Below are 25,199 nucleotides of genomic sequence, written 5' to 3'. Positions count from 1 at the left end.
GGGCCGGGTCGTTTGTCTGCTCAAGACTTTTCAGGAGACGAAAACGGCCAGGCCAGCGGGAATGCTAGCGAATAATCTTCCGGCAATTAATGCAGACGACCGTTTTCATGGCGCGTTTTATGGCGCGGTTGCGAAGATTGGTCAAGGGGGAGCAAGCCAGGCTCCCGCCCGAAATCACTCCGGTTCGCGGTAGTCGACGAACTTGCCTTCACGCACAAGATAAAGCTTGCCGGTCTCGGCAACCTCGTCGGAGACGAGAGGTATGAGCTTGGCGGCGACCTCGGAGGGGTGCGGAAGCGTTACCGGGTCTTCGCCCGGGACGGCCAGCGCCCGCATCGCGGTGCGAGTCGGGCCTGGATTGACGCTGTTGACGCGGAGCGTCGTACGCTGCGTCTCGCCGGCCCAGATACGAACCAGCACTTCGACAGCAGCCTTCGACGCGGCATAGGGTCCCCAGAACGGGCGACAGCTGTGGGCGACGCCGGAGGAAAGCACGATGGCGCGGCCGGCCTCGGAGCGCATCAGCAACGGTTCGACCGAGCGGATAAGACGCCACGTCGCCGTGACGTTGACGTTCATCACCTTCTCGAAAACCTTCGCCTCGACGTGGCCGATCGGCGAGATCGTACCGAGCATGCCGGCGTTGGCGACGAGGATGTCAAGCTTGCCCCAGCGCTCGAATATCGAGGCGCCGAGGCGGTCGATCGCGGCCATGTCGGCAAGGTCGAAGGGCACCAGCGTCGCCGAGCCTCCGGCGGCCTTGATCGCATCGTCGAGATCCTCGAGCCCGCCGACCGTACGGGCGCAGGCAATGACATGCGCGCCGGCCTTGGCAAGTTCGAGGGCCGTGAAATAGCCGATGCCGCGCGAGGCGCCGGTGACCAGTGCTATCTTGTCCTTCAGGTTGACGCTCATGCCAGTATTCCGTGATCGCGGTGAAAGGGAAGGGCGATGGCACGGCCCATAACAGGGAACGGCCGGGCTCTCAACCGCCCATGGCATAATTCCCTGAGCGCTGCGTCGATGCCTCTAGAACAACTAACCCCTCGAACCGGGTAAGCATCAAGCGGCCACGCATGCGGTCGCTTTGTTGGCCCGGATATCAGCCGTTGCTCGCCATGACGGCAAGCTTGCGCACATTGCCGGCGCTCTCCTGGTCGAGGAGCCGGGTCGGATAGTCGCCGGTGAAGTAGTGATCGGTAAACTGGGGCGATTTCGGATCGCGCGACTGTCCGCCGACGGCACGATAAAGCCCGTCGATCGACAGGAAGCTCAGCGAATCCGCGCCGATGTGGCGAGCCATCGCATCGACGTCGGCATACTGGTTGGCGAGCAGGTTGTCGCGGTCCGGCGTGTCGATACCGTAAAAGTCCGGGTGAAAGATCATCGGGCTCGCGACACGGATATGCACCTCGGTCGCGCCGGCTTCGCGGATCATCTGCACGATCTTGACGGAGGTCGTACCGCGCACGATGGAGTCGTCGACCAGCACCACGCGCTTGCCGGCAATCATCGCCCGGTTGGCGGAATGCTTGAGCTTCACGCCGAAGGCGCGGATCTGCTGCGTCGGCTCGATGAAGGTGCGGCCGACATAGTGGTTACGGATGATGCCGTATTCGAAGGGAATGCCGCTTGCCTGGGCATAGCCGAGCGCTGCCGGCGTGCCGCCGTCAGGCACGGGAACCACGACGTCGGCTTCAACAGGCGCTTCGGCGGCAAGGTTCATGCCCATGTTCTTGCGCGCCACATAGACGCTGCGGCCGCCGACCACGGAATCGGGACGCGCGAAATAGACGTATTCGAAAAGGCAGAGACGCTCAGGCCTGGTGACGTCGGGCTTGCGGGCGTCGATGGTGACCGAGCCGTCCGGCTGGATCTCGCAGATGACGACTTCGCCGTTTTCAACGTCGCGCACATATTTTGCGCCGATGATTTCGAGCGCGCAGGTCTCCGAACAGAAGATCGGCTTGCCGTCGAGTTCGCCCATGACCAGCGGACGGATGCCGATCGGGTCGCGTGCGGCGATCAGCTTGGTGCGGGTCATGGCGAGCATCGAGTAGCCGCCTTCCATCTGGCGGATGGCGTCGATGAAGCGGTCGGAGGATGAGGCCTGCTTGGAGCGGGCGATGAGATGCAGCACGACCTCGGTGTCCGAAGTCGACTGACAGATCGCGCCGTCGGCGATCAACTGCCGGCGCAGCGTCAGGCCGTTGGTGAAGTTGCCGTTATGGGCGATCGCGATGCCGCCGACTTCGAGTTCGGCAAAGAGCGGCTGAACGTTGCGAAGCGCCACCTCGCCGGTCGTCGAATAGCGTGTGTGGCCGATCGAGATATAACCGGGGAGCTTCGCCAGGGTCGCGGGGTCCGTATAGTGGTCGCCGACGAGGCCCATGCGCTTTTCGGTGTGAAACTGCTTGCCGTCGAAGGTGACGATGCCGGCCGCTTCCTGACCGCGATGCTGGAGCGCATGCAGCCCGAGCGCGGTCAGCGCCGCCGCATCCGGGTGCCCCAGGATGCCGAACACCCCGCATTCCTCATGTAGCGTATCGCCGTCGAGTTCATCCTGGAATGAAGCGGAATGGGGGAGGATCATGGCAGCGGGCCTTTTCTCTCACTTTGGGATCGGTCCGCGCAGCATCGCGGCTCTCGCATCAAAAATAACGGAAAATCCGGCCGGAAAGAATGCCGGCCGGATGTCTGTCGTTTCGTCCCGCTCAAATGGCGATTGTTGCGCCGCCGGTCAAGCGTTGAATCGGATCAATTGCTCGTCTGCGGCGCTGGCGCCGCTGGTGCGTCGTCTGAAGGCGGTGCCTCGCTCGTCGCGCCTTCGCCTTCCTCGTCCTGCGATGGCTGCCCCGGAACGATCTTCTCGACCTTGGAGCGGACAACCTGCGCGATCTGCTCGGGCAGGGCGGATTCCAGCTTCACGACCATGGAGTCGAGAAACGGTTTGGACTTGGCGTTGTTGACCCAATCCGGGCGATGCGGCTGATCGACCAGCCAATTCCAGAAGGCGACGGCCACGACCAGGAGAAGCACGCCGCGCGCGGCGCCGAAAAGGAAGCCGAGGGTGCGGTCGAGCGCGCCGATGCGGCTGTCGATGATGAAATCGGCGACCTTCATCGTGATGAAGGAGATGAGGATCAGCGCGATGAGAAAGACCACGGCGGCGGAGCCGACGATGGCGATGCTATCGCTATCAGTGTAGCGCTTCGCATAGGGCAGGAGCGTCGGATAGAGGTAATAGGCGGCCGCAGCCGAGCCACCCCAGCTGACGATCGAGAGAATTTCGCGGGAAAAGCCACGGACCATGGCCAGTACGGCCGAAAAGAGAACGACGCCGATAACAATGCCGTCGAAAATCGTAATGGGCATTTACATTTTACTCCAAGACTTGCCGCAACCGCGGCTGCCATCCGCCACAACGCATATCATGCCGGCATCGCGGTTGCGACGAGGCAAATCAGTCTTCATCCTGCGCTTGTCGAAGCGCTCCCTTCGATCCGGCGATGCGCGCAACCAGATCCGGCAGGCTTTCGATCTCGGTCCACCGTCCGCCCGAGCCTTTCGGCAGATCGGCGGTGGCGACGGGAAGAAGCGCTGCAGAAAATCCCAGCTTCTCGGCTTCCTTGAGGCGCTGGGGGGTGTGCGCAACCGGCCGGATTGCACCCGACAGGCTGACTTCGCCGAAATAGACGCAATCGGCAGGCAGGGCAAGACCGGCCAGCGATGAAACCAGCGCTGATGCGACCGCAAGGTCGGCCGCCGGTTCGCTGATACGATAGCCGCCCGCGATGTTGAGATAAACATCATGGCTGCCGAGCCGCACGCCGCAATGGGCTTCGAGCACAGCGAGAATCATCGATAGCCGCGCCGAATCCCAGCCGACGACGGCGCGGCGCGGCGTGCCGAGGGAGGTGGGGGCGACGAGCGCCTGAACCTCGACCAGGATCGGGCGCGTGCCTTCCATGCCGGCAAAGACCGCGGCCCCCGGCGCCTTGGCGTTGCGTTCGCCGAGAAAGAGTTCGGAAGGGTTGGCGACTTCCCTAAGGCCCATGTCGGACATTTCGAATACGCCGATTTCGTCGGTGGGGCCAAAGCGGTTCTTGACCGTGCGCAGGATGCGGTAGTGATGGCCCCGGTCGCCCTCGAAATAGAGAACCGCATCGACCATGTGCTCGACCACGCGCGGCCCGGCGATCTGGCCGTCCTTGGTAACGTGGCCGACAAGCACCATGGCCGCACCGGTCTGCTTGGCGAATCGGATCATCGCCTGCACGCCGGTGCGCACCTGCGTAACCGTTCCCGGCGCGGACTCGGCAAGCTCGCTCCACAGCGTCTGGATGGAATCGATGATCACGAGATCCGGACGTTTGCCTTCGGCAAGCGTGGCCAGGATATCCTCGACATTCGTCTCGGCGGCAAGCATCACGTCGGTGTCGGCGACATTCAGCCGCTGCGCCCGCAGCCGCACCTGGGCCACCGCCTCCTCGCCGGAGACGTAGACGATCTTGTGGCCGCGCCGCGATAGGGCCGCGGCGGCCTGCATCAAAAGCGTCGATTTGCCGATGCCCGGATCGCCGCCGACCAACACCGCCGAGCCGCGCACGAAGCCGCCGCCGGTTGCCCGGTCGAGCTCCGAGATGCCGGTGTGGATGCGCGGTGCTTCCTCGATCTCGCCCGATAGCGAGGTCAGCGCCGCGGGCCGGCCTTTTTTAGGCACCTTGGTCGGGCCGCCGCCGATGCCGCCCATCGGGTCTTCTTCGACGATCGTGTTCCATTCGCCGCAGCCGTCGCATTTGCCAGCCCAGCGGTTGTGAACCGTGCCGCAGTTCTGGCAGATGAATTGGGTGCGGGCTTTCGCCATCAAGTCTGCTTTCGAAGTCAAAGGCTTCGCCGGACGGGCGAATCATCGGTGAATGCTAGATAATGGCTTTCCGCGTCCATCAAAACTAATGATTTTCGCATCAACGCCGCCTGTGTCACCATGTTTCGCTTGAAGTTTTTCAATCGATGGTGGGCGGAATGTTCGACTATACGCTTGCGCACTGGCTGACGTTTCTGTCCGCCGCGGTGCTGCTCAACCTGTCTCCCGGGCCGGATATCGCCTTCATTCTCGGCCACACGATCAGCAGCGGAACGCGCTCGGGCTTTGCGGCATTGTTCGGCATATGGAGCGGCGCGTGCATTCACGTCGGCATGGCCGCCGCCGGCCTTTCGGCGATCCTGGCGACTTCTGCACTCGCCTTTTCCTTGGTGAAATGGGTGGGCGCCGCCTATCTGATCTGGCTCGGCATCCAGGCCCTGCGGTCGAAGGGCGAGAGCGCCTGGATCAAGGAGGCCGGTGCACCCTTGCCTTGGGCGAGGCTCTATCGGCAGGGCGTCATGGTCTCGCTGCTCAATCCGAAGGTCGCCATTTTCTTCCTCGCCTTCCTGCCGCAGTTCGTGGTCCACGGCGCGGGGCCGGCATGGGCGCAGCTGCTTCTGCACGGCAGCCTGATCATCGTGGTCGCAGCCTTCATCGAACCGCCGCTTATCCTCGTCGGCGGCCGGCTTGCCTCATCGCTCCGCAACAACCGGCGTCTCGGCCTCTGGCTCGACCGCGGCCTGGGTACGATCTTCGTGGCGCTGGGATTGCGTCTGGCGACGAGTTCGCAATAAGGACGAAGCATTCGTCGAATGCATCAGAGACCAGCGTCTGCGAAATCGTCCGGAGCAATGTCCTGACGGCCATGCACGACGCGGACGACCAGCAGCGACCTCTCCGTCACTCGGAAGTAGAAGCATCGATCTTTATAGGCGAATGCCCGTAGACCGGGCGCGAGCACGCTCCTGTCGACACCGGTCAGGCCAAGCTCGGCCACAGATCGGGCCTTACGGTCGAGATCGGTGATGAATTGGTCGGCGGCGGCCGGATTTTCCGCCGCAATGTGGCGATAGATGGCGCGGAGATCGGCCCGCGCCGCGCGGGACCATTGAAGTTGCCGCTCTTTAATGGTTCGGCTCCAGCTTGCGAATGTCGGCCAGCAGAGCCTCCGCACTATCGTACGAATAGACCCGCCTCGCGGCGATGTCGTCATCGCCTTCTTTGATGAGCGCGCGCAGTTCAGTGACCCTTGCCTGTCGGCTTCGCAATAGGGTCAAGCTGGCACGAACCACGTCGTCCGCGTCGCGAAAGGTCCCTGCTTCGACCTGCTCGTCTATGAAGGCCTTGTCCGCGTCGCTGAGATGTATCGTCGCCATCGCTGTCTCCTTCTCTCCGATATAACATCGCAGAGCGACGTTTTCTATTCCTCCGCAACATAGTGCCGCTGGTGGCGCAGCCCCATGCTCGTCAGCATCTCGTAGCCGATGGTGCCGGCGGCTCGTGCGGCGTCATCGACCAGGATGTTGCTGCCGAAGAGTTCGATATAGTCGCCGGCCTTGACCAGCTTTTCCGGCACGTCCGTCACGTCGAAGATTGTAAGATCCATGGTGATGCGGCCGGCGACCGGAACGCGGTGGCCGGCAATGAAGCCCATGCCACCCTGCGGCACCGCTTGGCGCAGCGGTACGCCGCCGCTCGACTGGCTGCGCATATAGCCGTCGGCGTAGCCGGCGGACACGACGGCAAGCCGGCTGTCGCGGTCAAGACGCAGCGCGCGGCCGTAGCCCACGGTCTCGCCGGCCTTGACGTTGCGGGTCTGGATGACGCGCGCCTCGGCGGTCGCGACCGGCCGCATCGGGTTTGCCATGCCGTTGACGGCCTCCGCGCCATAAAGCGCGATCCCGGGACGGGTGAGGTCGAAATGGTACTCCGGTCCGAGGAAGATACCGGCGGATGCGGCAAGGCTTGATTCGATACCTTCGAAAGCAGCGGTAACCTGCCGGAAGGATTCGAGTTGTTGCCGGTTCATCGGATTGGCGGGATCGTCGCCGCAGGCAAGATGGCTCATGACGAGAACAGGCGCGAAGCTCGCCGGGCGCGAGACATCATCGGCAAGGGCAATCGCGTCCTCCATCGGCAGGCCGAGCCGGTTGAAGCCGGTGTCGACCTGCAGTGCGCAGGGATATTCGCCGTAGTCGGCAAGCACCGCCATCCAGAAGCTCAGCTGCTCTTCGGAGACGATCACCGGCACCAGATCGTTCTCGAAGATCCGCCGCTCCATGCCGGGCCAGATGCCGGAAAGCACGAAGATGCGCGCCTCCGGCGCATAGAGCCGCAATATCACGCCTTCATCCACGGTCGCCACGAAGAAGTCGCAGGCACCGGAGAGATAGAGCGCTTCGCCGACATCCTCGATCCCCAACCCATAGGCGTCCGCCTTGACAACGGCGGCCGTGCGGGCACGGCCGGAACGCAGCGCCATGTCGCGCCAGTTTTCGACGAGCGCGGTGAGATCGACCGTCAGCCGTAGACCTGCCGAGGCGAAATTGTCGTCGTCGTCGAAGGGGAGCTCTGTCATGGTTCGCCTTAAGGAACGGTGGCCAAAGGAATGTCCGCCGTCAGTCTAAGGACCGATGCCGCAAAGAGGAAGAGCGCGGGCGCTCATTGCCTCTCTACGATCACTTTTGTTCAAGACTGTTCGCCGCGCCTGCGCTAGGGTCGCGACATGCAGAACGTATCGCAGAAACAGGCGGCGGAGGCGATGCCGCTTGCCGGCGTGGATACGGCCCGCTTTTGGCGGGACCGTCGCTTCCGCGACATGGAATGCCTGAGCGCCAGTTTCCTGACCCACGAATATGCGCCGCACGCGCACGATACCTTCAGCATAGGCGCAATCGAAAGCGGCAGCCAGATCGCCACGCTGTTCGGGACGCGCGAGGAGACCGGCCCGGGCAACCTGTATCTGATCGATCCCGGCGTCGTGCATGACGGCATGCCCGGCGGCGCCGGCTATCGCTATCGGATGGTCTATCCCATTTAAATTACCGGCAAGGCGCTGATTTGGCTGGATTTGGTATCTGGGGCAGGCGAGCGAACCACAAGACTGCCCACAAGGCCGCCTGCCGGGGCTGGAGCGCGAAACGGGGTCTGGGCGGCATCATTGGCCGTCGGACCGCAAACGCTCGCTAGCGCGGATGTCAGGCCGGCACAGAACGCAGGCAACCGCCGGTCACTTGCAGAGTGACCATACAACGATGCCGACATGCACCGAGACATTGCCGGAGGAGCTGTACAGGCTTGCGTGCCTTTCTTCGCCGTTAACAGACCAAACAAACTCCACGCTCGAAAAGAGACCGCCCTTTCCGTAGCTCGATGACACCTTCACCTGCGGAGGCCCATACTGCGAGATCATGTCCTTCGATGTGGAGGCAAAGGCATCGACGCCACCCGAAACCGACTTGCTCACTCCGAACAAGCGTCCCTCGCAGAACGATGCGTTCATCTCGAGATCGGTCAGGTAGATGTTGTCGCCGTCCGGGTCCGGGCGCAGGTTGGGCCCCATACGTCGGGCGACAGCCTTGAATTCCTCAACGCTCATGCCGGAGCGAAATCCGTCCTGCTCGAAGGCGATCGCAGAAGCCGGCATGCAGGCAAGTGTTGCCAGTGCCATGATGAAGCGCACGCAGATCCCGGTCATAACGATAAGCCCCCCTTGTCGATGCCGTGCCGAGGCAACCTCGTCCTCGTCATCTAGAATGCCCGCGTCTTGCAGAATTTGTCGTTCATGTACTTCACTGCGGCCTGAATGCGAGACAGTTCACGGTCTATGCCCGGTCTGTCCGTCTCGGTGTTGCACTTGGTTGAGCCATCTTCTTGGATCGAACACCAAGCTCCGGGATACCAGCGGGGCTGATAAACGCCTCTGTACGGACCGCTTTCGACAACTGTCGGTGGATAGAACGTTTTGCTGAAGTCTAGGACATCAACCGACACGTCCAGCACATTTGACGTCTCGGTATAGTACTTGGACGTGAGACGAAAACGGCATCCATCGATCTGCTCAAACGTGGTGTCCTTGATAATTTGGCCTTTCGCCTTGTCGAGCCATTCGCGGAAAGTGAGCGGTTGTTCAGAAATCCGCTCCTCGTTCGGGTTCTCATCATTTGCTACAACGCCTGAATAGAGGAATGCTGCGGTCTCCTCAGCGGATTGGGCAAAGGCAGTCGATGAGGCGACGCTGGCTAGGACGAGGGCAGCGCAAAAGGTCGCGCCATTGATCTTAGTCATCTCACCACTCCTCGCACTCTCACACAAAGTCTGACCGATACCCTTCGGCAAGTACAGGACTTCACAGCCCTACTTGTGGTTACCACTTCCCATGAGCAACGCACGTAACTTGCGCCTAGATGCCAATTGCTTGCTTGTCGCTGCCATGTCTCACCGCTTTTCCAGTTGCTGGCCTTATGCGCCTTGCAGTTTGCCGCAAGCGTACAGATACTGGACAGTGTGGTGCAACAGCCGGGGCATCGACAATCTCCCCGGTTGCACCAGCCCTTTGAGACCTGGAACAACAAAAAAGCGAGCCGAGAATGTCTGGCGACGACGAAACCCGAACTGCATCCGAAGCTGACCTGGCGGGCGTGCTGGCAAAGGCTTTGGTAGACGTTCCGCTGGCAAAGGTCTTAGGCCAATTGCTTGCGGATATCACCGAGATCAAGGTTCGCATGGAGGGAGAGATCATTTCAGGAGAGCGGATAGACGCGATCCTTCGGGCTCTTTACCCTCATTTGCCCGAAGAAATACGCCGCATGACGGATGATGGCCCCACAATGGCCGTTTATGGCGCACTGAGGGCTGGCGGCCTGCGCCTCGAAGAGCAGCGACATGGTTGCTTCTTTGATCATCGCCCGATTGCGTGGATGTCACGATCATTGAAAGATGACCAAACGAGACCTCCGGATTTCACCAGCGATCCCACTGTAGAAGCAAGATGGCGTGATGAAGATCGAATTATCACACCGCTGTTTCCAGGACCAAATGAAGGGAGGAGGCGCTAGTAAAGAAACAGATACCTTCTCAACTATCCCCAAGGAAACCGACGGGGAAGACCTTCTCGTAGTCTGAAGCCACATGCGGGCACACCGAAAATGTTCAAACAAACCGGCGCAGCTCTCATCCGCTCTGCTACGCACCGCATGATGTCGCGCTGTCTTATGCTGGTAAGTTGGACAATGTCGTCCGCCAAATGGGGCAAAATGCAAGCTGCCATCGTGTTGATGGCGCTGGTTTGTTATCTCCTCACTTACAGATTGCGGGCCAAGCATTATAGGAAACAAGAACGTCCATCTGTCCCGAATAGCTTTTCAGGCTGATGCGCTTTGTCTCTCCGGTATCAACGGACCACGAAAGATCCACGTCCGAAAACAGACCCTGCTTTTCGTAATTCGATGACGCTGACACTTGCGGAGGCCCATACTGCGAGATCATGTCTTTTACTTCAGAAGCGAAACCATCAACGCCACCTGTAATTTTCTTGTTCATGGCGAACAAACGATCCTTGCAATACGAAAGGACGAAGCCAGTATCGGTTATGTAATTGCCGCCATCCTTGCTGCTATCCCATGGAACTGGAGTAAGTTTGTAAGCTCCACCTTGCAGGGCAACGGCTTTAAAGTCGGCGACACTCATGCCGGAGCGAAATCCGTCCGTATCAAAAGCATTCGCCGAGCCAGCGAGCGCCAATGCCATGGCGACCGCGGCGAGCCTGATAGTAGTTGTCATTTCGTTGTCTCCGTGTTGAAAGGGTTGCCGTTCTTCGCCACCCAGCCATGCAGCTGGATTAGATCGATCTGGTACTCGCAGCGGGGATAGCTCTTCTGGCGTCTCTCGATGATGCTCATGGTATCGGAGAAAGTGTCGCCGCCGCCGCCGCCCTTCCACCAACAAAAAAGCCCCAGTCTGGGCAACCGGAGGGGGCTGTTGAGGCGCATCTCAGCACCCTGCATCGGCGGTGCACATGCGGCTGCGGACTTCGCGGGTATCCTTGTTTTGCCATACGCAACCCATGATGTAGCCAGCGTTGTCCTTTTTGAGGGTGAGCAGTTGCCAAGAGCCGCTCGCATCTTCGTAGTCGCTGCAAGCGATCAGGTGGTCAGCCGGTTTGCAGGCGGACAGCAGAGCAGCGACAGCCAATATGCCGATCAGTTTTTTCATTGGTTTGGGGCCTTTCAGGAGTTGAGCAGGTAGCCGACGGCGCAGTAGATGCCGACGGCGACGAGGCCGAGGCCCCAGATGGCGATGCGGCTGCCGTCGAACATGCCGAAGGCGACCGCGACGAGGACGGCTGCGACCATGGGCAGGCCGAAGACGGCGAAGATGGCGACGGTGTCGTGCCATTGCTGGTGGGTCATGTGTGGTTCACTTCCTTGAGTTGGGTCCACTAGGCCTGCCAGATCGAATTGTCGCAGCCGGGGTGCTGTTTCTGGTGGAGGCTGATGACATCGTCCGCAGGCAGCGATGTCCTTGCCGCAGCAAATTCGGCCACCCTGATGTGGATGGTGCGTTGCAACCCCTCAACAGGTGCGCTTGAGTTTGGCGTCTGGAAGCAAAAAATTGGCCGCAAAGCACAAATCGGGCCGTGCCTTGGAGCAACAGAACCAAAATCGGGGGTGTTTTCCAAAAGCAACTGGCTCACCGCCTTTGCACCACAATGGCGTCTGACAGCAAACCATTGGCAGCCAGAAGCAAGCGACGCTGCATAGAGTTTCCTAGTTACGGGTGACGCGACGTGGCCCACGCGCTTAGCGCAGTCGAAAACGAGGATGGAAATGCGAGATCAATACGCCGGGGATGTCAGTGATCTCCTAAAGTTCGGCTTTCTGCGCGCTCTGGCGGGCATAGACAGAACGCTAGGTGTCGCGTGGTATTACGCACCGGGAGACGACGGCGGGCCGGACGGGCGGCATCTTGAATGGCGTGACGAAGCCGCTTGGCGGCACGTGGACGCTGACCTCCATGCGGGCCTCTCTACTCTGCCAACGCGCAGCATCGCGGCACTTGAACAGGCAGCGATCTGGCCAAATGGGGCGTTGTTTCATCGAGAACCCATGCCGCCACGCGCAGAACGCAATGTTTGGGGTAAGCGCAAACGAGAGGCCTTGGACGCGGCCGACATCGTCTTTCTCGATCCAGACAACGGCGTTGGTGCGGGATCACCAAAGCACGCGACCTTTGCAGAGGTACGGCTGCTTCGAAAGCCCGGCCGCGCCGTCGTGTTCATTACCTTTCCCAGCAAAGGCAAAAAGCATGACGAGCAACTACACCAGTTGCATGAGCGTTTGCGGGCTGAGACCGGCGCTAGCGAAATCGCCACGCTGCGAACAAATGTATCGGTGCCGCGTGGTGATGGATCAGCTTATGTCGTGCAGCGGCAACGATGGTTCACAGTCGTCGACTACAGCGCCGAACTCATTGCTCGCGCACAAGCATTCGTTCTCGCGGTGTCAACCGTTCCGCGCGTCCGTGCGCGGCTGGACGTGTAACGGATCGTCCCTGTCGGTCATAAGGCAATCTCAAATGAAAAAGATTATGATTGCGGCATGTCTCTTGACGGACACGCCGATCGATATGCCCTATGACCAGGAGAATTGATTTTGAGAAAACCTGAAGCGATTGGCCAAATAACAGCGGAACACCGAATTGCGCTTGACTGGTTCCGTAAGAATGCCGGTAGGGCAGTTTCGTGGGCAGAAATGCAGGCGTATGCGGACACAGGGGCGCGTCTGGTAAATCAGGCAAAGGGTATCTACAAGCCCGCCTACACAGACTATGCTCTTAGTGTGCGGCAAACCCTCAATGGTCCTTACGCCGATCGCCCTGTGACACCTATGGAAAATGGCGCTTGGGAGTACCGTTATTTTCAAGAAGGCGCGTTACCTAAAGACCGCGACCAGGCAGCGACAAACCGCGGCCTAGTGCGCTGTATGGAGGATGGTGTTCCGGTGGGAGTGTTGCTTCAGCGAAAACCGAAGCCGGGTGTCACGTATGACGTACTTGGTCTCGCGACCGTCGTCGAATGGTCCGATGGTTATTTCATACTTCGCAGCGTTGCCCACGGCGAGGAAGGACGGCGCGCTGAAGAGACGAAGGCTTCACTAGTTCGCACAGCGGTAGAAGCCGCACAGCCGGAATTTGTCCCAGATACTCCCGACACTCGGGAGAGAACAATGGCAGAAGTCGTTCGGCGGCGCGGGCAAGGGGCATTTCGCCAGAAGCTTATCCTTGCCTATGACCGGAAATGCGCGATTACAGATTGTGATGCCGTCGAGGCGTTGGACGCAGCGCACATAACACCTTACCTGGGTGTTGAAACGAATGACCCGAGGAATGGGCTACTACTACGGGCTGATTTGCACAATCTGTTCGATCTTGGCTTGTTGGCCGTGGATGTCGTTACAATGAGCGTTGTTGTTGCCGAGAGCCTTAGATCAACAGTTTATGGCGACCTTCACGGCAAGGCGCTTAGGTCACCGTCTGACACGCGATTGGGACCAAGTCGTGGCGCGCTCCTAGCTCATAGAAATTGGGCAGAGATCTAGGATCATTGTTTGCTTTTCTTCCAACATCAGGTTTCCCATCAAGTGATGTGCGGCTAGGTGGGCATTGGCTAGTGTTGTTTGAGATGGGAAGACCCGCAAAGATTGGCGGCGTACGTCACTATGCCAAATTCTGGCTGCTGGTTCTGGCCCGCCTGCGCCGGTGGTCAGGGATGACTTCAGTGGGGGAAGGGTGGGCGCACGGCTGAATACGCCGATCGCCGCGGCAACGAGGTCCTCGCAGAGGCAGCCCTGGAACAAGCTGGAAGGGCAGCCATGGAAAGTAATGTCTATTGGGACGTGAGACTGGTTGGCACTCTCTTTACGGCTCGTGATTTATTGGTCGGGCGATTTACGACGGCAAAAGCGAGCTGCGCCGCCGAACGCAATGCGAGGCTGCGATATTGAGTAGACTGCAACAACGGGTATTGCTTGGACTGATCACGAACCCATTCGGGACGACATTTCGGGCAATGGAGCTTTACGGAGATCACCTGCGGCTTACGCGTCGCGGATTGACCTCGTCCGTGCACCTTGAAGCGATATCTGCTGCCCCACTGGTGCGGAAGGGGGCGGTTGGTGCCACCATGACCGTCACGACGGCAGAGCGCAACTTCGTTATGCGTGGTCTCCGATATCCTGACGGGTGCATGTTCGCTGAAGAAGTCAAAAGCGCCTGGATCGGGTTCAATCTTTTGGCGCTGGAGCGTGAAGCAGATCGCTTACTGCGAGTTCATTGCGCGGTTGCTGAACTGGCCAAGCCAGCTCGTTATCCTGCTGCCTGCGAACTCGGGCCTCTTTTGAGCGATGCCAGGGCCCTTGAGACCTCGCTGCTATCGAAACTCCAGCCAGACGCCATCGGAGCCGAGCAAGCCGAGCGTGTTGCACTTGTCAGAAGTTTCACCGCAGATCCTGGCACGATGAGAACGAGCGCCCTCGCGACTTTTGTTCCTGCCGAGCTCGAACGCTGGAAGGACTTCTTCGATACGATCGAAAGCAAGCCTCTGACGCCGGAACAGCGCCTGTCTGTCGTGGTGGACGAGGACGCAACGCTCGTGCTAGCTGGTGCCGGATCCGGAAAGACCAGCGTCATCACTGCCAAGGCCGCCTATCTCGTCAAGGCCGGTATCCGCCGCCCGGACGAAATACTGCTGCTGGCATTTGCAAAGAACGCCGCCGAAGAAATGTCGGAGCGGGTTGAGGCCCGTTCCGGCGTTCCGATCGTGGCGCGGACGTTTCACGCGCTTGCCTACGACATAATCGGAACGGTCGAGGGATCGAAACCTGCGCTTGCCAAACACGCCACCGATGATGTGGCATTCACCAACACCATCAAAGAGATTTTGATGGATCTTGTTCGGACACATCCGGAAGTGTCCAAGGCGATCATCAAGTGGTTCGCTCACTTTTTGATCGAGCCGAAGACCGAGTGGGACTTCAAGACCAAGCACGATTTTTACACCCATATTGAAAAGCAGGATCTGCGCACTCTGCAGGGGGAGAAGGTCAAGAGTTACGAAGAATTGCAGATCGCCAATTGGCTTTATGAAAACGGCGTTGAGTACGAGTATGAGCCGAACTACGAACACAAGATCCGGGAGACCGGACGCCGCGACTATTGCCCGGATTTTCGTCTGACCGAAAATGGTGTCTACATCGAGCATTTCGGTGTGCGGCTTCAGAAAATGCCGGATGGCAGCGAGCGGCAGATCACCGCGCCTTTCGTCAATCGCGACGAGTATCTGGCGGGTATGGAATGGAAGCGCGAGGTTCACGCGGCCTATGAAACCACACTTATCGAGACATATAGCTTCGAGCGGCAGGAGGGGCGTCTTCTCAGCGCGTTGGCTGAAAAGCTCGCACCGCATGTGACGCTAAAACCTCGCCCCGCTGAGACGATCTTCGACCGCGTAATAGAGTTGAAGCAGGTCGATGCGTTTTCACAACTGCTCGGCACTTTCCTGCGCAAGTTCAAGAGCGGAGGCTACAGCGTCCCTGACTGCGAGACGAAGTCAGAACGACTTAACTTGGGTAGTCGCGCCAAAGCGTTCCTCGACGTCTTCGTGCCAGTTTTCACGGAATATCAGAAGCGGCTTGCTGGGAGGATCGATTTCGAAGATATGATCCTGCGAGCCGCTCACTATGCTGAAACTGGACGGTATGTCAGCCCGTTCCGCCACATCCTCGTCGACGAATTCCAAGATATCTCACAGAGCCGTGCCAGGTTGGTGAAGGCACTGAAAATCCAGCACCCGGACGTCCGCGTCTTTGCTGTTGGCGACGACTGGCAATCGATCTTCCGCTTTGCGGGATCTGACATCCACCTAATGCGTCACTTCGGCGATGAATTTGGTGGCAGCTTCAACGGAGAGACCGGCGTCCATCGGACTGTAGATCTTGGTCGCACCTTCCGATCGATAGACCAGATCGCATACGCGGCCAGAACATTCGTGCTGAAAAACCCGGCCCAGATCTCCAAGCAGATCGTTCCGGCAGGGAATGCAACCGAACCGGCCATCGGGATCGTGATGACGCCGAGGGGCGAGGAGGAAAAAAAGCTCGGCGAAGTTCTGGCAGGAATGTCCGCCAGGATTGAGCCCACGAACACGGCAAGCGTATTGCTGCTGGGACGGTATCGCTTTCTCGCGCCGGACATCATTGATCTGAAACGGCGTTTCCCCCGGCTGCACATTAGCTTCAAGACAATCCATGCATCAAAGGGCCTCGAAGCCGATCATGTGATACTTCTGAGCGCGGACAGCGGCCGAATGGGCTTCCCCTCCGAGATCGTCGACGATCCCTTGCTTGCGTTGGTATCGCCGGAGGAGGAGTTGTTCGAAAACGCCGAAGAGCGGCGGGTCATGTATGTTGCAATGACCCGGGCCCGCCACACCATGACGATCCTCGCCTCGAACTCGAGACCATCGTCCTTTGTGACCGAACTCAACAAGGACCCCGAATATGGCATTTTACGGGGAGCTGGCGCCGGACAGACGGCGCACGAGTGTGGAGAGTGTGGCGGAAGGTTACTGGACGTGCGGGGCCAGGATGGTCGAACCTGGTATCGCTGCGAGCACGTGCAACATTGCGGAAATTTGCTACCCGCTTGCTCGTCCTGTGGTGTTGGACTTCCAAGATATCGAGACGGATCAACGGAGGTCGAGTGTAATTGCGCAGCGACCTATCCATCATGCCAAGCGTGCAAGGATGGATGGCTGATCGAACGATCCGGGCGTTACGGTGCCTTCCTGAGCTGCGTGCGATATCCTGTCTGCACCGGAAAGGCTAAGATTTTGACCAACATGGCGGGTGTCGGGGCTACAAAGTCAAAGCTTTAGGCCACGCCCCCGAGCGGCCTCGGCCGATGATACGGCGTGGCCGTTATGTCCTTTGAAAAGGATAGCCGCTGGTTTAAATTGGGGGCATGACACACACGCTCCTTTCCCCCGAAGAAGAAGAAGACTTCAACGATTTCCTCTCGAGCCAATTCGATGAGGTCATGCAGAAAAGCGGTCGCTGGTTCGACGCCAAAGGCCGGTACAGTGAGACCGACCGCGAATGGGGTATTCAGGAGTGCCGCAGGCAGTTCATTGCCGAACGCACCGAACGCGAAAACATGAACCTCGCCGACCTCCTGTTCTGGGAGGGCGGCGAGATCATGGAAGGGCTCGGCATGAAACAAGACGCCAATTTCCAGTGGTCGCCCGCAGACTTCGACTGGGTCTGGGAGCGGGCCATCGAGCACGGCGTCGCGTGGCTGTATACTGACGAGGCGAAGAAATCATATGCCTCCTTTGCTACATCTTGAGACGCTGTGGTTGCCCCCGCTGCTGGCTCGTGAACTCCTTGGCCTGCGGGACTGATAGCAGCCCGGCGGCGACCGCGCCCATGATACCGCGTTTCTTGCCCTCCTCGGTGCTAAGATAATTCATGACGCCCTCAGGCTACTTCTGGTGCGTCTCCTGCGCCAGGAGGGCGCGCTCCAGCGCAAAGATCTCGTTCTGCGTCGTGACGCTGGGCTTTCCGGCTTTCGAGCAAGGAGTTCTCCACAGCCATCTGGGGTTGCTCGATCCACTGTGAGTTCGTCTTTTGGATGCGCATCAGGCTCCCTTTGCAATGCTGATGGGAAGCTTCAAATCGATCAGCCGGGCCTGCAACAGGGACAGGGTGAGGTGGTTGCGTGCGTCGACCCAGCGGCTGTCTTGATTGCTAAGATCACCCTCGCGGAACACCAGGTGCGACTGTTCGGTTGAACGCTTGAGAGTAGGACCGAGATCGAGCTTCCTCAAAAGATGATAGGCTTTGGCAGTCGGGCCAGTCTTAAGGTCGAACCGGGTCTCCCACCACAATCCATCAACCTGCTCATCGTAGTCCGCCGGTTCAATGTTGTGCTCCGTCCATATGCGGTCCGCGTCCGGCTCCGTCCCGTGCGGTACGCCTTCGCTGACAAAGAATTCGCGCCACGTTGGTGGTGGTGGGCAGACATCCCACTCGCCGATCGTCAGCATCAAGCCCTGTTCATCATTGTCATACCAGAACAAGGTTTGGGCAATTTGCGGGGGCGTGACCAGCAGCGGCTGGTCGTTCCGAAGCACAAATGACTGCGCATCGTTGACGAACGCCGCCGTGAGCAGACCACCCGTTCCAACCAGAAAACCACGTCGTGAAAGCATAAAAACCTCCAGAGTTGCACACGCATCTGGAGGGCTGACGACCAATTGTTGCCCGTTGGGCCACATCGTCGTACCACCGTTGCCGGTCAAGGCTGGTTGGCGGGGCCGAAGCCCTCTCTGGATGCAAAAAGACAGTGGGGTGTGGACAACGGCAATGTCAATGGCGGCCCCGAGTAGCCCGATAGTCATGGCGGCGATGCGCAAGATTTTGGCATCGAAACACAAGTGATCGGACTTTAGTCAGAAGGAATATCCATCGGAGATGACGTTGACTTGCGCGACCGGCGTGGCGTCCTTGGCTTCTTCGGTAAGGCGTCCGAGGAGAACCATTTGGCTGGGTTGAGAGGTTCCCACCAAAATTGGCAGCTGATAGCAAGAGATTGGCGTCGCTAATCAAGCAGCGCCTCAGCTTTCATCCCATGTGTTAGGCGGCAGGGAATTGTCCGTGCCGAATAGGGGTGTGAAGACAACATGAAGAAGATGATTTTGGCAACGGGTCTCTCGCTGCTCGCAACGGCAGCGTTCGCTGATACGACGTTCGACCACAACACCAACGCGAAGTCGAACGGCTCGACTATTGGTCAGCTGTCGTCGCAGTGGAAACACAACGGCGACGTTGTTGCCGGTAAGCAGGTAGCCGTAATGTGCTTTAAGACCGGCGAGCGAACGAGTGGCATGAACAAAATCTGCTACTACGATTGCTTGGGTTCTGCCGCAGCAATCACTATCGGCGCGGTGGAGCTTTGCCCGCTGTCTATCAACGACTAATTCGGTTGAGAGCCTCTCGGCGGAGGCAAGTCATTAATCGGACCTCTGCCAGAGCGTCTTTGTTGGCCTTCGTATGGCTTTCAGAACGCAATTTGCTCAGGTCCTAGTGCCTGCCTTGGCCTACTGTAGGCATGGGTATTCACCAGGGTTGACGACGCCCTCGATCACCGTCAGTCGGATTTGGTGAGCGTGATGTTGCTGCCAGACTAGACTGCGGAGGCTTTCCTTGGCGGCATCAGAGATCGAGCCGCTTTGGCCTTGGCACGATCCTGCCTGTTCGGTTCCCGAGGCATGCCTTGATCCTTTCAGGCCAAGCCCTCTGGCAATGTCCATCGTCATTCTCCCGCCTCTGCGGCATGCCGCTTGCCTGCCACGCCACCGCCATATACGCCGCCGCCGCCTCGGCGGCGCTATCGAAGCGGCCCAGAAAATGCCGCTTGCCGTCGATCATGATGCGCGCCACCCAATAGCCGGGCTGGCGGTTGACGCGCTTTGAACCGGCCCGGGCTTGCGGGATGCCCAAGCGCAGGCGGGCGTCCTCGCTGGCTTGGATCGCGTCCGCCTTGTCGGGGTAGTGCCCGAGCCAGAACCGTTGCTTGCGATGGCGGAACGTCGAGCGCCATTTCGACGGGACCCATGTGACGCCCTTCGGTCGGGTGGTGTTGTTGCGTGCCACTGCTGGTGCTGCTGCCATATCAAGCCCTCCTGACGGTGCGCTTCGGCGTCGGAAGCTTCGGCACGGAAATGGTGGCGGGCTTGCGGATAGCGGACGGGCCGGCGGGTTCGGGCTGGCCAGCGGCGGCGGCATCGGGGTCGAAGTCGGGCTCGTCCCAGCCGCCGACGCGCAGCCGCTCGGCATCGGTAAGGGCTGCATGCACTGGCGCTGCCTCCAACCCCAACTGCTGACGGCAGGCAATGCACAAATGCTGATGGACGACGACCGTCTGCACCACCCCGATTGGCGTGACGTCCTTGGCCTCGTCGGCGAGGCGTCCGAGCAGCAGGTCGACGACCCGGGAGCTGGCCTGAACGGCGGCACCTGCATTGTTCTGGTAGAGCGCGCTCTGGCGGTCGAACATCAGCATCTGTACGAGGTCAGCCCTTAGCTCGCTGCTGTCCTTGGCCATCAGGGTTCACCCCCGGCCTGTCGTGCGGCGTGCTCGGCCTTGGCGCTCTCGACGGCCTCCCGAACCATCCGCAGCTCGGCGGCCTCACGCTCGGCCTTCTTCTTTGCCGCCGTTTCGCGCATGCGCCGTGCGGCCTCGGCCTGTTCGGGCGTTCCGCGCAGTACGCGCCCACGGGCATCTCGCTTAACTGGCTCGGCGTCCGGGACAGGCTGATCCGGCACGATGTCGACCGTCTCGCCAGCGTCGATGACGGCGCTGACATATTTCCGCAAATCGGGAGCAAAAACTTTCAGGTGCGGGTTGAGGCCAATCGATTGGAGAAGCCTGTGAAGGCTATTCACCGCCGTGGAATAGACCACGGGATCGAAGGGCGGGCCTTCTTGGACCTCAACCAATTTGCTTTCTTCGGCTTCGGCCCAGACGATTAAAGCGCAGGCACGGCGCATGATGTGCTCTCTCACGGCGCTGATGTGGGCTGCACCACCAAGGTGCTCGGCGAGGTCGGCGCAAAGGTCGCGATAACGCCTCGCCGCCCGGGATCGATGATCGACAGCTTCAAGAAACTGAGCGGCACCGGTAGCGACGCCAACCCTGTTGGACAGCCGTGCGTGCCCGTTCGTCGCCTTCTTCTTGGCCGTGCGCTCTTTCGTCTGCTTCTTGGCCGCGTGGCCGTTCGGCTTGGCTGTAGCTTCCATGAATTAGTCTCGACCTCTACCCAAAATTCAATGCCTTCAGGATGAAAATGTGAGCCCAACTGTGGGTAGACGTCAATCGCGATTTTATAGCGTTTATTTACAATCACTTAGATCGTAGGGTACCGGAGGATATATCCGATAGCGCCATCTGAAAGCCTTTATGACCGTCGCTCGGCGACGCGGCGCGGGCCGACAGGTGATTTCAGGCAACGGACCATTGAGCCGGGCGCGGGAGCCCGGCGGGTTTCGCCCAAGGTTTTACATCTTGCTGTCGCTGAAGCGACCAACTCCGCATAAAGCATGCGGACCTCATCCACCGGCATGGCGGCAAAACGCCTGCGAAACTTGGCTGCGACCTTCATGAGCTTCCGCCACTGCTTGGGCCTCCTGTAAACAGCCCAGAACTTGGCCAGTGCTTCCTTGTAGGTTTCCGGCAGGCCATCGACTTGTACAGCCGCGCGAGCCGCCGAGAGCAGGTCCATGTCCTCGCCAGTCGGCGTCCTGAAAGGTGCCCATTCCTGCAATGCCTGCAACATCACCGGGTCGTTCCCGTCAAAAGCGCCGAGCAGTAGCCGGTCACGGCAGTCGTAGACGCGGCAGGCGCGAGGGCGGCGTTCATAGATCGAGCACTTGCCTTCGATCAGGTAGGTACACGATCCGTCCTCACGCTTCGGCAGCACCATGCCGCCGACGACATCGCTATGGACGGCGTCGGGAAACCGCCCGCACTCTTCCGCGTCGAGGTCTGCGAACAGGTACGCCGAGCGGCAGCAGCCCGTGCATCCCCCGCAAGGTACTCGCGCCGGATCGGCCCGCCGTGTCATGCTGCGAATGAAGTTTGAAGCGGTACCGGGATCACGCGCACCGGCTTGATAGGCAGCTATTTTCGTAGTCGTCGTCATGGTTCATTTATCCCCTGTTTGATCGGTTGGTCTCGACGCTGCGATGGCCATCGCGCAGTCGCCGGTTGCATTGCGCGATTGCGCGATTGGTCGCGCAACGCCCACTATGCGCGATTAGCGAGCGCCCCTGCGCGAGTGCTGCGCGATTGCGCAAGCACGTAGTGGACGAATGGGTTAATCGCGCACTCGATTTGCGCGATCGATGCGCGATTAGAATGGGGTAATCGCGCAGTATCAGAAGTTGCAATCACGCTTCGTCCTCCGCGCCGTCGCTCGTGTGGCCGGGCACGCCCGACAAGTCGATCTTCATGTGCCTGAACGGTCCGGTGACGAGGCCCTTCACCTTCTTCCGGTCACCGTTCTCGTAGATATCCTCACGCAGCAATCCGCCCTTGATAAACTCCTTGACGATCAGCCGGGCGTCCGCTTTCGACTGCGTGGCGTCGTGCTTCGCGAAGGCGTTCGACACGCATCGTTTCCCGACGTTCGCCGCGATGCTGTACTTCTCGCCGTCGTCCATGCCCTTCTCGATCTCGGAGAGGATGCGTTCCTGCATGCTGGCATCGAGCCCCAGCCACAGGCTCGGCGGTTGCCATCGCTCGGCGACGACGATGTTGTCGCTGCGCCCGTAGCTGGCCGTGGCATTGGCGAGTGCGACACCCGTGAGCTTGAACCATGTCGCCTCTCGTGAGGGCGGGACGAGATTGAGCTTCGCCGTGTCGGTGCGGACATAGAGCTTGCGTACGCCCTCGCTGATGGCGAATTGCTGCGCCTCTTTCGGGGTCATCTTCATCAGCGTCTTGACGAAGCGCATCGCATCGACGGTCGAGCTTGCGCCACGCGCCTGATCGGCGCTCCCGGCCTCGGCAGCGTCCTTCGACATGTTTTTGCGCGCGTGCTGCGGCGCGTCGATTGCGACGTCCATCTCAATCGCGATGTCGGCGAGGACGCCGATCACCTCGTCCATGCCCGTGTTGTCGTTCTCTCCGACGCCGTGCAGCTTCTTCAGCGGATCGAGGCAGATGAATTCAGCGCCCGTTTCCGCAATCGCCTTTTCGAGATATTCCTTGAGCGCGCCGACGCGTGGCCGCCCCTTTAGATCGGCCTCGACCAGCTTGCCGGACTTCCGACCGGGCACCGCGTAGAGCAAGCGCCCCCGCACGTCCTCGTCCTTGATCCCGTAGTGCCGCATCGCCGCGCCGATGCGCTTCTTCAACTGGTCGATACTGTCCTCGAAGCAGACGAAGAGCACTTTGCATTGCAGGAACAACTCCTCGCCGGTCAGCGGCTTGCCGGTCACGATGGAGAGCGCCTGTGCGATCCTGACTGCCGTCTTGCCTGTACCGCCGGTCGCGATGATGGATGAGACGTACCCTTTCGCGAAATTGTCGCCGAGAATGAACTGCGTCGGCGGCAGCTTGTCGATGTCGCCGATGTCAGCCGCGTCGAAAAGCACCAGCGGCTCGGTCTTCTCTTCCGGCTCGGCCTGACCGCCGCCGTAATGCGCGCCGCCGCTGCCGTTCAGGCCCGCCTTGGCGGCGCGACCGAGCTTGTCGATCAGGTCGTCTATCTCCTCCTTGCGCGCCTTGAAACCGCCGTCCGTGCTATCCATTGCGCACCACCTTCTTCAAATGCCCGATTTCGTTCGCGATCATGCCGTGGGCTATATCGAAGAGGGCTTTGAATGCCTCCTCTGCCTCCAGCACTGCCTTGAGCCGCAGACGCCAGTAGCGGCCTCCATGCTCGAAGCTGTGCAGCCAAGGCCCTTCCGGCTTACCTGTCGCGGGGTCTGGGGCGCTTCGGTAGGGCCAGACCATAGTCACGCCCGGGCGCGGCCTGTCCTCGTCCAGTGACGGCCCCTTCTTGGATTTGAAGCGGTCTGGATCGCTGAGGATCTCGAGCACGGTCGCGCTCGTTCCGTCATCGAAGTCGATCACGAAGTCGTCGGTCAGGACGCCGGCGTCGTAAGCCTGCGCCTCCCTCTGGGCGATCACCCGCGCCTCTGGGCGCGTCTTCTTCTCGACCACGGCCAGTTCGTCCACACGGCCTTCGATCCACTTCGCCCGCGCCGCCTCGCAAAGCGGCGCTGCGGCCTCCTCGGCTGCGGCCCAGTTCGCGGCGATGATGCCGTCGTCGCGCACGTTCGCGGCCATCAGGTCGCGCATGATCTCGTCGGCAACGAGCACACGCTCGCCCTCGATGACGATGTCACGCATGACAGGCTCGACGCCGGGGCCGAGCATTGGATCAGCCTCGAAAATCAGTCGCTCTGGACTGCTTGCGACAGCGTCGACCAGCGCCCGGCGCAGACGTGCCCCGCGCTTCGACGGCAGCACGACGGCGTGACCCATCGCGGCGAGGCGATTGAAAAGCAGCTTGCAGATCGGCTCGATATACCTGCCATCATCGATGACGAAATAGACGTGGTAGCCGCTTGGCAGCGGTGCCTCGCCGCCGATCAGCTTCGCCCCTGCGGAGACCGAAGGTCTGACCAGCAGCGCCGTGTGCGCGAAGCCGGGCCAAGCCGGGACCAGTATGCGGTCGATGAGTGCTCCGGCGTGAGGCAGCTCAACGCGTCCCTGTGGTGGCAGGTCGAAATCGAGGGCTCCGATTGCCAGTCCCGTGACCGGGCCGAAGTTCGCCTTGGTGCGCGCCAGTGTTCCGGGGGCACCCTCGTTCTCCTTCGTGCACAGCCGCCAGTGCCTGTCGCCGGGAGCCATCGCAGAAGGCAGCGTCGAGAGCAGGATCACCTCCCTCGGGCTCAGGTCTTCGAGCGCGTCGGCGAAGAGTTGCAGGAGGCCCTGCGCATCCTCGGCCTCGTAGGCGCAGTCGATGAGACTGCCGCTGGCGGGTGTTACGGCGGCCTGCTTCATGAGCTTGCCGTCCGCGTCCAGCTCGATCAGCTTGGTCATGCGGCTCGATGCGCGGACAATCGTGTGCCGGGTTCGCAGCGTCATCACAGCCTCCCGCCGACATACGCGCCGGGCCAGACCTTCTGGAAATAGTCGGCATATTCCTGCGCCAGCGCCTCGTCGCTGCGCGCACTGGCGCAGCGCCTGCAAACGCCCGTGGCGACGGTCGTCTCGTCGGACTTGACGGGTGCCAGCAGCACGACGGCGTCGCAAGGGTTGCCGACGCCGAGATAGTCGTCGCAGCACAAACATTGAAAACCTTGGCCGGGCTCGTATCGGTCGCACTCAGCGCCATAGCGTGCGGCGGCGCGGATGATCCATGTCGCCTCCATGCCTCGCTCGCCACCTGCGGCGGCGGCCTCCAGCATGGCTAGCGCGTTTTCCGGCCTGAAGACCGCCAGCCGCGCCGACTTGGGGCCGCCCGGGAACCAGCGTGCGTCGTCGTTGAATTTGTCGAGCTTGGCATTGCGTTTGGCGACCATCGCCGCCCAGCGACGGCGCTGCTGCCGGGTGGAGAACTGGCTCGACTTGGAAATTGGTCGTGATTGTGACATTCTCTCAACGCTCCCTCGGCGCTATCGGTGTGTGGTCGGCCCCGATTTTCATGCGATTTGCGTTCGCGGCGGGTATGTTGTTGATCTCTCAGAGATGGCCGCCGTCG

At 60.4% G+C, this 25,199-nt stretch carries 30 protein-coding genes, 1 pseudogene and 1 riboswitch; of the genes and pseudogenes, 9 read left to right on the top strand and 22 right to left on the bottom strand.

What is annotated here, in order from left to right:
• Positions 1–174: 174 nt before the first annotated feature.
• The 4 genes from AB4048_RS12665 to radA form a co-directional block, all read right to left on the bottom strand.
• A complete protein-coding gene (locus tag AB4048_RS12665) occupies positions 175–915 on the bottom strand; it encodes an SDR family NAD(P)-dependent oxidoreductase (RefSeq protein ID WP_442202314.1) in 741 nt (246 codons plus the stop codon).
• Positions 916–1,102: 187 nt separating this feature from the next.
• Positions 1,103–2,593, bottom strand: a complete 1,491-nt coding sequence (gene purF, locus AB4048_RS12660) for an amidophosphoribosyltransferase (RefSeq protein WP_442202313.1) — start codon at positions 2,591–2,593, stop codon at positions 1,103–1,105.
• A 164-nt stretch (positions 2,594–2,757) separates the two neighbouring features.
• The gene (locus AB4048_RS12655) at positions 2,758–3,375 is read right to left on the bottom strand and encodes a CvpA family protein (protein ID WP_442202312.1); all 618 of its coding nucleotides are present in this window, start codon (positions 3,373–3,375) and stop codon (positions 2,758–2,760) included.
• 88 nt (positions 3,376–3,463) lie between these two features.
• Positions 3,464–4,867, bottom strand: coding sequence for a DNA repair protein RadA (gene radA, locus AB4048_RS12650; RefSeq protein ID WP_442202311.1), 1,404 nt, complete (start codon positions 4,865–4,867; stop codon positions 3,464–3,466).
• Positions 4,868–5,025: 158 nt separating this feature from the next.
• Here radA and AB4048_RS12645 point away from each other — a divergent pair, with 158 nt between their 5' ends.
• On the top strand, positions 5,026–5,661 hold the full coding sequence (locus AB4048_RS12645; RefSeq protein ID WP_442202310.1) for a LysE family translocator: 636 nt from the start codon (positions 5,026–5,028) through the stop codon (positions 5,659–5,661).
• 23 nt (positions 5,662–5,684) lie between these two features.
• On the opposite strand, the gene AB4048_RS12640 is transcribed toward AB4048_RS12645, so the two are convergent.
• From AB4048_RS12640 to alr, 3 genes are read right to left on the bottom strand one after another with little or no spacing between them, the layout of a single operon-like run.
• A complete protein-coding gene (locus tag AB4048_RS12640) occupies positions 5,685–6,080 on the bottom strand; it encodes a type II toxin-antitoxin system RelE/ParE family toxin (RefSeq protein ID WP_442202309.1) in 396 nt (131 codons plus the stop codon).
• Complete coding sequence (locus AB4048_RS12635) at positions 5,992–6,243, bottom strand: type II toxin-antitoxin system ParD family antitoxin (protein WP_442202308.1); 252 nt, start codon at positions 6,241–6,243, stop codon at positions 5,992–5,994. Before AB4048_RS12635 ends, AB4048_RS12640 begins: the two co-directional genes overlap by 89 nt.
• A 44-nt stretch (positions 6,244–6,287) precedes the next feature.
• Entirely contained in the window at positions 6,288–7,445 is a 1,158-nt protein-coding gene (gene alr / locus AB4048_RS12630; protein ID WP_442202307.1) for an alanine racemase, read from the bottom strand.
• Positions 7,446–7,628: 183 nt separating this feature from the next.
• Between alr and AB4048_RS12625 the strand changes: the two are divergent.
• Positions 7,629–7,901 (top strand): annotated as a pseudogene (locus tag AB4048_RS12625) (AraC family ligand binding domain-containing protein); the annotation flags it as partial.
• A 195-nt stretch (positions 7,902–8,096) separates the two neighbouring features.
• On the opposite strand, the gene AB4048_RS12620 reads toward AB4048_RS12625, so the two are convergent.
• Both AB4048_RS12620 and AB4048_RS12615 read right to left on the bottom strand, forming a co-directional pair.
• Positions 8,097–8,564, bottom strand: a complete 468-nt coding sequence (locus AB4048_RS12620) for a hypothetical protein (protein ID WP_442202306.1) — start codon at positions 8,562–8,564, stop codon at positions 8,097–8,099.
• Between the two features lie 53 nt (positions 8,565–8,617).
• Positions 8,618–9,154, bottom strand: a complete 537-nt coding sequence (locus tag AB4048_RS12615; RefSeq protein ID WP_442202305.1) for a hypothetical protein — start codon at positions 9,152–9,154, stop codon at positions 8,618–8,620.
• A 302-nt stretch (positions 9,155–9,456) separates the two neighbouring features.
• Here AB4048_RS12615 and AB4048_RS12610 point away from each other — a divergent pair, with 302 nt between their 5' ends.
• Positions 9,457–9,924, top strand: coding sequence for a hypothetical protein (locus tag AB4048_RS12610; RefSeq protein WP_442202304.1), 468 nt, complete (start codon positions 9,457–9,459; stop codon positions 9,922–9,924).
• A 241-nt stretch (positions 9,925–10,165) separates the two neighbouring features.
• Here AB4048_RS12610 and AB4048_RS12605 read toward each other — a convergent pair whose 3' ends face one another.
• The 4 genes from AB4048_RS12605 to AB4048_RS12590 are packed head-to-tail and all read right to left on the bottom strand — an operon-like array spanning position 10,166 to position 11,277.
• On the bottom strand, positions 10,166–10,648 hold the full coding sequence (locus AB4048_RS12605; protein WP_442202303.1) for a hypothetical protein: 483 nt from the start codon (positions 10,646–10,648) through the stop codon (positions 10,166–10,168).
• Positions 10,645–10,857, bottom strand: coding sequence for a hypothetical protein (locus tag AB4048_RS12600; RefSeq protein WP_442202302.1), 213 nt, complete (start codon positions 10,855–10,857; stop codon positions 10,645–10,647). Before AB4048_RS12600 ends, AB4048_RS12605 begins: the two co-directional genes overlap by 4 nt.
• Position 10,858: 1 nt before the next feature.
• Positions 10,859–11,080 (bottom strand): hypothetical protein, encoded by a 222-nt coding sequence (locus tag AB4048_RS12595; protein WP_442202301.1) that lies wholly within the window; start codon positions 11,078–11,080, stop codon positions 10,859–10,861.
• Between the two features lie 14 nt (positions 11,081–11,094).
• Positions 11,095–11,277, bottom strand: a complete 183-nt coding sequence (locus AB4048_RS12590; RefSeq protein WP_442202300.1) for a hypothetical protein — start codon at positions 11,275–11,277, stop codon at positions 11,095–11,097.
• 84 nt (positions 11,278–11,361) lie between these two features.
• Here AB4048_RS12590 and AB4048_RS12585 point away from each other — a divergent pair, with 84 nt between their 5' ends.
• The 5 genes from AB4048_RS12585 to AB4048_RS12565 all read left to right on the top strand — a co-directional run bounded on the left by AB4048_RS12585 (position 11,362) and on the right by AB4048_RS12565 (position 17,269).
• Positions 11,362–11,628 carry a hypothetical protein gene (locus tag AB4048_RS12585; protein WP_442202299.1) on the top strand — a complete coding sequence of 89 codons (267 nt, stop codon included), beginning with the start codon at positions 11,362–11,364 and terminating at the stop codon, positions 11,626–11,628.
• 66 nt (positions 11,629–11,694) lie between these two features.
• Positions 11,695–12,408 (top strand): hypothetical protein, encoded by a 714-nt coding sequence (locus tag AB4048_RS12580; protein WP_442202298.1) that lies wholly within the window; start codon positions 11,695–11,697, stop codon positions 12,406–12,408.
• Between the two features lie 111 nt (positions 12,409–12,519).
• Positions 12,520–13,464, top strand: coding sequence for an HNH endonuclease (locus AB4048_RS12575; RefSeq protein ID WP_442202297.1), 945 nt, complete (start codon positions 12,520–12,522; stop codon positions 13,462–13,464).
• A gap of 584 nt (positions 13,465–14,048) precedes the next feature.
• Positions 14,049–16,799 (top strand): UvrD-helicase domain-containing protein, encoded by a 2,751-nt coding sequence (locus AB4048_RS12570; protein ID WP_442202296.1) that lies wholly within the window; start codon positions 14,049–14,051, stop codon positions 16,797–16,799.
• Positions 16,800–16,960: 161 nt separating this feature from the next.
• Positions 16,961–17,269, top strand: a complete 309-nt coding sequence (locus tag AB4048_RS12565; RefSeq protein ID WP_442202295.1) for a hypothetical protein — start codon at positions 16,961–16,963, stop codon at positions 17,267–17,269.
• On the opposite strand, the gene AB4048_RS12560 is transcribed toward AB4048_RS12565, so the two are convergent.
• Both AB4048_RS12560 and AB4048_RS12555 read right to left on the bottom strand, forming a co-directional pair.
• Positions 17,259–17,393: a hypothetical protein gene (locus AB4048_RS12560; RefSeq protein ID WP_442202294.1), complete on the bottom strand. Its 135-nt coding sequence runs from the start codon at positions 17,391–17,393 to the stop codon at positions 17,259–17,261. The genes AB4048_RS12565 and AB4048_RS12560 overlap by 11 nt on opposite strands.
• Before the next feature lie 168 nt (positions 17,394–17,561).
• The gene (locus AB4048_RS12555; protein WP_442202293.1) at positions 17,562–18,134 is read right to left on the bottom strand and encodes a hypothetical protein; all 573 of its coding nucleotides are present in this window, start codon (positions 18,132–18,134) and stop codon (positions 17,562–17,564) included.
• A 34-nt stretch (positions 18,135–18,168) separates the two neighbouring features.
• Positions 18,169–18,264: riboswitch (SAM-I-IV-variant riboswitch) on the bottom strand.
• A gap of 341 nt (positions 18,265–18,605) precedes the next feature.
• Between AB4048_RS12555 and AB4048_RS12550 the strand changes: the two genes are divergently transcribed.
• Positions 18,606–18,902 (top strand): hypothetical protein, encoded by a 297-nt coding sequence (locus tag AB4048_RS12550; RefSeq protein WP_442202292.1) that lies wholly within the window; start codon positions 18,606–18,608, stop codon positions 18,900–18,902.
• Positions 18,903–19,137: 235 nt separating this feature from the next.
• Here AB4048_RS12550 and AB4048_RS12545 read toward each other — a convergent pair whose 3' ends face one another.
• The 7 genes from AB4048_RS12545 to AB4048_RS12515 all read right to left on the bottom strand — a co-directional run bounded on the left by AB4048_RS12545 (position 19,138) and on the right by AB4048_RS12515 (position 25,092).
• On the bottom strand, positions 19,138–19,596 hold the full coding sequence (locus AB4048_RS12545) for a hypothetical protein (RefSeq protein ID WP_442202291.1): 459 nt from the start codon (positions 19,594–19,596) through the stop codon (positions 19,138–19,140).
• A gap of 1 nt (position 19,597) precedes the next feature.
• On the bottom strand, positions 19,598–20,029 hold the full coding sequence (locus AB4048_RS12540; protein ID WP_442202290.1) for a hypothetical protein: 432 nt from the start codon (positions 20,027–20,029) through the stop codon (positions 19,598–19,600).
• Positions 20,029–20,724, bottom strand: a complete 696-nt coding sequence (locus AB4048_RS12535; protein ID WP_442202289.1) for a hypothetical protein — start codon at positions 20,722–20,724, stop codon at positions 20,029–20,031. The genes AB4048_RS12540 and AB4048_RS12535 overlap by 1 nt, the downstream gene beginning before the upstream one ends.
• 158 nt (positions 20,725–20,882) lie before the next feature.
• Complete coding sequence (locus AB4048_RS12530; RefSeq protein WP_442202288.1) at positions 20,883–21,626, bottom strand: YkgJ family cysteine cluster protein; 744 nt, start codon at positions 21,624–21,626, stop codon at positions 20,883–20,885.
• 247 nt (positions 21,627–21,873) lie between these two features.
• Positions 21,874–23,238, bottom strand: a complete 1,365-nt coding sequence (locus AB4048_RS12525) for an AAA family ATPase (RefSeq protein WP_442202287.1) — start codon at positions 23,236–23,238, stop codon at positions 21,874–21,876.
• The gene (locus AB4048_RS12520) at positions 23,231–24,583 is read right to left on the bottom strand and encodes a hypothetical protein (protein WP_442202286.1); all 1,353 of its coding nucleotides are present in this window, start codon (positions 24,581–24,583) and stop codon (positions 23,231–23,233) included. The genes AB4048_RS12525 and AB4048_RS12520 overlap by 8 nt, the downstream gene beginning before the upstream one ends.
• Positions 24,583–25,092, bottom strand: a complete 510-nt coding sequence (locus AB4048_RS12515) for a hypothetical protein (protein ID WP_442202285.1) — start codon at positions 25,090–25,092, stop codon at positions 24,583–24,585. The genes AB4048_RS12520 and AB4048_RS12515 overlap by 1 nt, the downstream gene beginning before the upstream one ends.
• Between the last annotated feature and the right edge of the window lie 107 nt (positions 25,093–25,199).

It is taken from the genome of Rhizobium sp. RAF56, from assembly GCF_052113965.1.
Taxonomy (GTDB): domain Bacteria; phylum Pseudomonadota; class Alphaproteobacteria; order Rhizobiales; family Rhizobiaceae; genus Rhizobium.
Note: the sequence above shows the minus strand (reverse complement) of the source record. Positions and strands in the feature narration are given on the sequence as shown.

Excerpts from the sequence above, each read along its gene's own strand:
- AB4048_RS12525 (WP_442202287.1), bottom strand. The coding sequence starts at position 23,238 with ATGGATAGCACGGACGGCGGTTTCAAGGCGCGCAAGGAGGAGATAGAC.
- AB4048_RS12545 (WP_442202291.1), bottom strand. The coding sequence starts at position 19,596 with ATGGCAGCAGCACCAGCAGTGGCACGCAACAACACCACCCGACCGAAG.
- AB4048_RS12560 (WP_442202294.1), bottom strand. The coding sequence starts at position 17,393 with ATGAATTATCTTAGCACCGAGGAGGGCAAGAAACGCGGTATCATGGGC.
- AB4048_RS12635 (WP_442202308.1), bottom strand. The coding sequence starts at position 6,243 with ATGGCGACGATACATCTCAGCGACGCGGACAAGGCCTTCATAGACGAG.
- AB4048_RS12590 (WP_442202300.1), bottom strand. The coding sequence starts at position 11,277 with ATGACCCACCAGCAATGGCACGACACCGTCGCCATCTTCGCCGTCTTC.
- AB4048_RS12540 (WP_442202290.1), bottom strand. The coding sequence starts at position 20,029 with ATGGCCAAGGACAGCAGCGAGCTAAGGGCTGACCTCGTACAGATGCTG.
- AB4048_RS12595 (WP_442202301.1), bottom strand. The coding sequence starts at position 11,080 with ATGAAAAAACTGATCGGCATATTGGCTGTCGCTGCTCTGCTGTCCGCC.
- radA (WP_442202311.1), bottom strand. The coding sequence starts at position 4,867 with ATGGCGAAAGCCCGCACCCAATTCATCTGCCAGAACTGCGGCACGGTT.
- AB4048_RS12555 (WP_442202293.1), bottom strand. The coding sequence starts at position 18,134 with ATGCTTTCACGACGTGGTTTTCTGGTTGGAACGGGTGGTCTGCTCACG.
- AB4048_RS12645 (WP_442202310.1), top strand. The coding sequence starts at position 5,026 with ATGTTCGACTATACGCTTGCGCACTGGCTGACGTTTCTGTCCGCCGCG.
- AB4048_RS12665 (WP_442202314.1), bottom strand. The coding sequence starts at position 915 with ATGAGCGTCAACCTGAAGGACAAGATAGCACTGGTCACCGGCGCCTCG.
- purF (WP_442202313.1), bottom strand. The coding sequence starts at position 2,593 with ATGATCCTCCCCCATTCCGCTTCATTCCAGGATGAACTCGACGGCGAT.
- AB4048_RS12655 (WP_442202312.1), bottom strand. The coding sequence starts at position 3,375 with ATGCCCATTACGATTTTCGACGGCATTGTTATCGGCGTCGTTCTCTTT.
- AB4048_RS12585 (WP_442202299.1), top strand. The coding sequence starts at position 11,362 with ATGACATCGTCCGCAGGCAGCGATGTCCTTGCCGCAGCAAATTCGGCC.
- AB4048_RS12570 (WP_442202296.1), top strand. The coding sequence starts at position 14,049 with ATGACCGTCACGACGGCAGAGCGCAACTTCGTTATGCGTGGTCTCCGA.
- AB4048_RS12520 (WP_442202286.1), bottom strand. The coding sequence starts at position 24,583 with ATGACGCTGCGAACCCGGCACACGATTGTCCGCGCATCGAGCCGCATG.
- AB4048_RS12640 (WP_442202309.1), bottom strand. The coding sequence starts at position 6,080 with ATGACGACATCGCCGCGAGGCGGGTCTATTCGTACGATAGTGCGGAGG.
- AB4048_RS12515 (WP_442202285.1), bottom strand. The coding sequence starts at position 25,092 with ATGTCACAATCACGACCAATTTCCAAGTCGAGCCAGTTCTCCACCCGG.
- AB4048_RS12620 (WP_442202306.1), bottom strand. The coding sequence starts at position 8,564 with ATGACCGGGATCTGCGTGCGCTTCATCATGGCACTGGCAACACTTGCC.
- AB4048_RS12615 (WP_442202305.1), bottom strand. The coding sequence starts at position 9,154 with ATGACTAAGATCAATGGCGCGACCTTTTGCGCTGCCCTCGTCCTAGCC.
- AB4048_RS12565 (WP_442202295.1), top strand. The coding sequence starts at position 16,961 with ATGCAGAAAAGCGGTCGCTGGTTCGACGCCAAAGGCCGGTACAGTGAG.
- AB4048_RS12605 (WP_442202303.1), bottom strand. The coding sequence starts at position 10,648 with ATGACAACTACTATCAGGCTCGCCGCGGTCGCCATGGCATTGGCGCTC.
- AB4048_RS12535 (WP_442202289.1), bottom strand. The coding sequence starts at position 20,724 with ATGGAAGCTACAGCCAAGCCGAACGGCCACGCGGCCAAGAAGCAGACG.
- AB4048_RS12600 (WP_442202302.1), bottom strand. The coding sequence starts at position 10,857 with ATGCGCCTCAACAGCCCCCTCCGGTTGCCCAGACTGGGGCTTTTTTGT.
- AB4048_RS12580 (WP_442202298.1), top strand. The coding sequence starts at position 11,695 with ATGCGAGATCAATACGCCGGGGATGTCAGTGATCTCCTAAAGTTCGGC.
- AB4048_RS12550 (WP_442202292.1), top strand. The coding sequence starts at position 18,606 with ATGAAGAAGATGATTTTGGCAACGGGTCTCTCGCTGCTCGCAACGGCA.
- AB4048_RS12610 (WP_442202304.1), top strand. The coding sequence starts at position 9,457 with ATGTCTGGCGACGACGAAACCCGAACTGCATCCGAAGCTGACCTGGCG.
- alr (WP_442202307.1), bottom strand. The coding sequence starts at position 7,445 with ATGACAGAGCTCCCCTTCGACGACGACGACAATTTCGCCTCGGCAGGT.
- AB4048_RS12530 (WP_442202288.1), bottom strand. The coding sequence starts at position 21,626 with ATGACGACGACTACGAAAATAGCTGCCTATCAAGCCGGTGCGCGTGAT.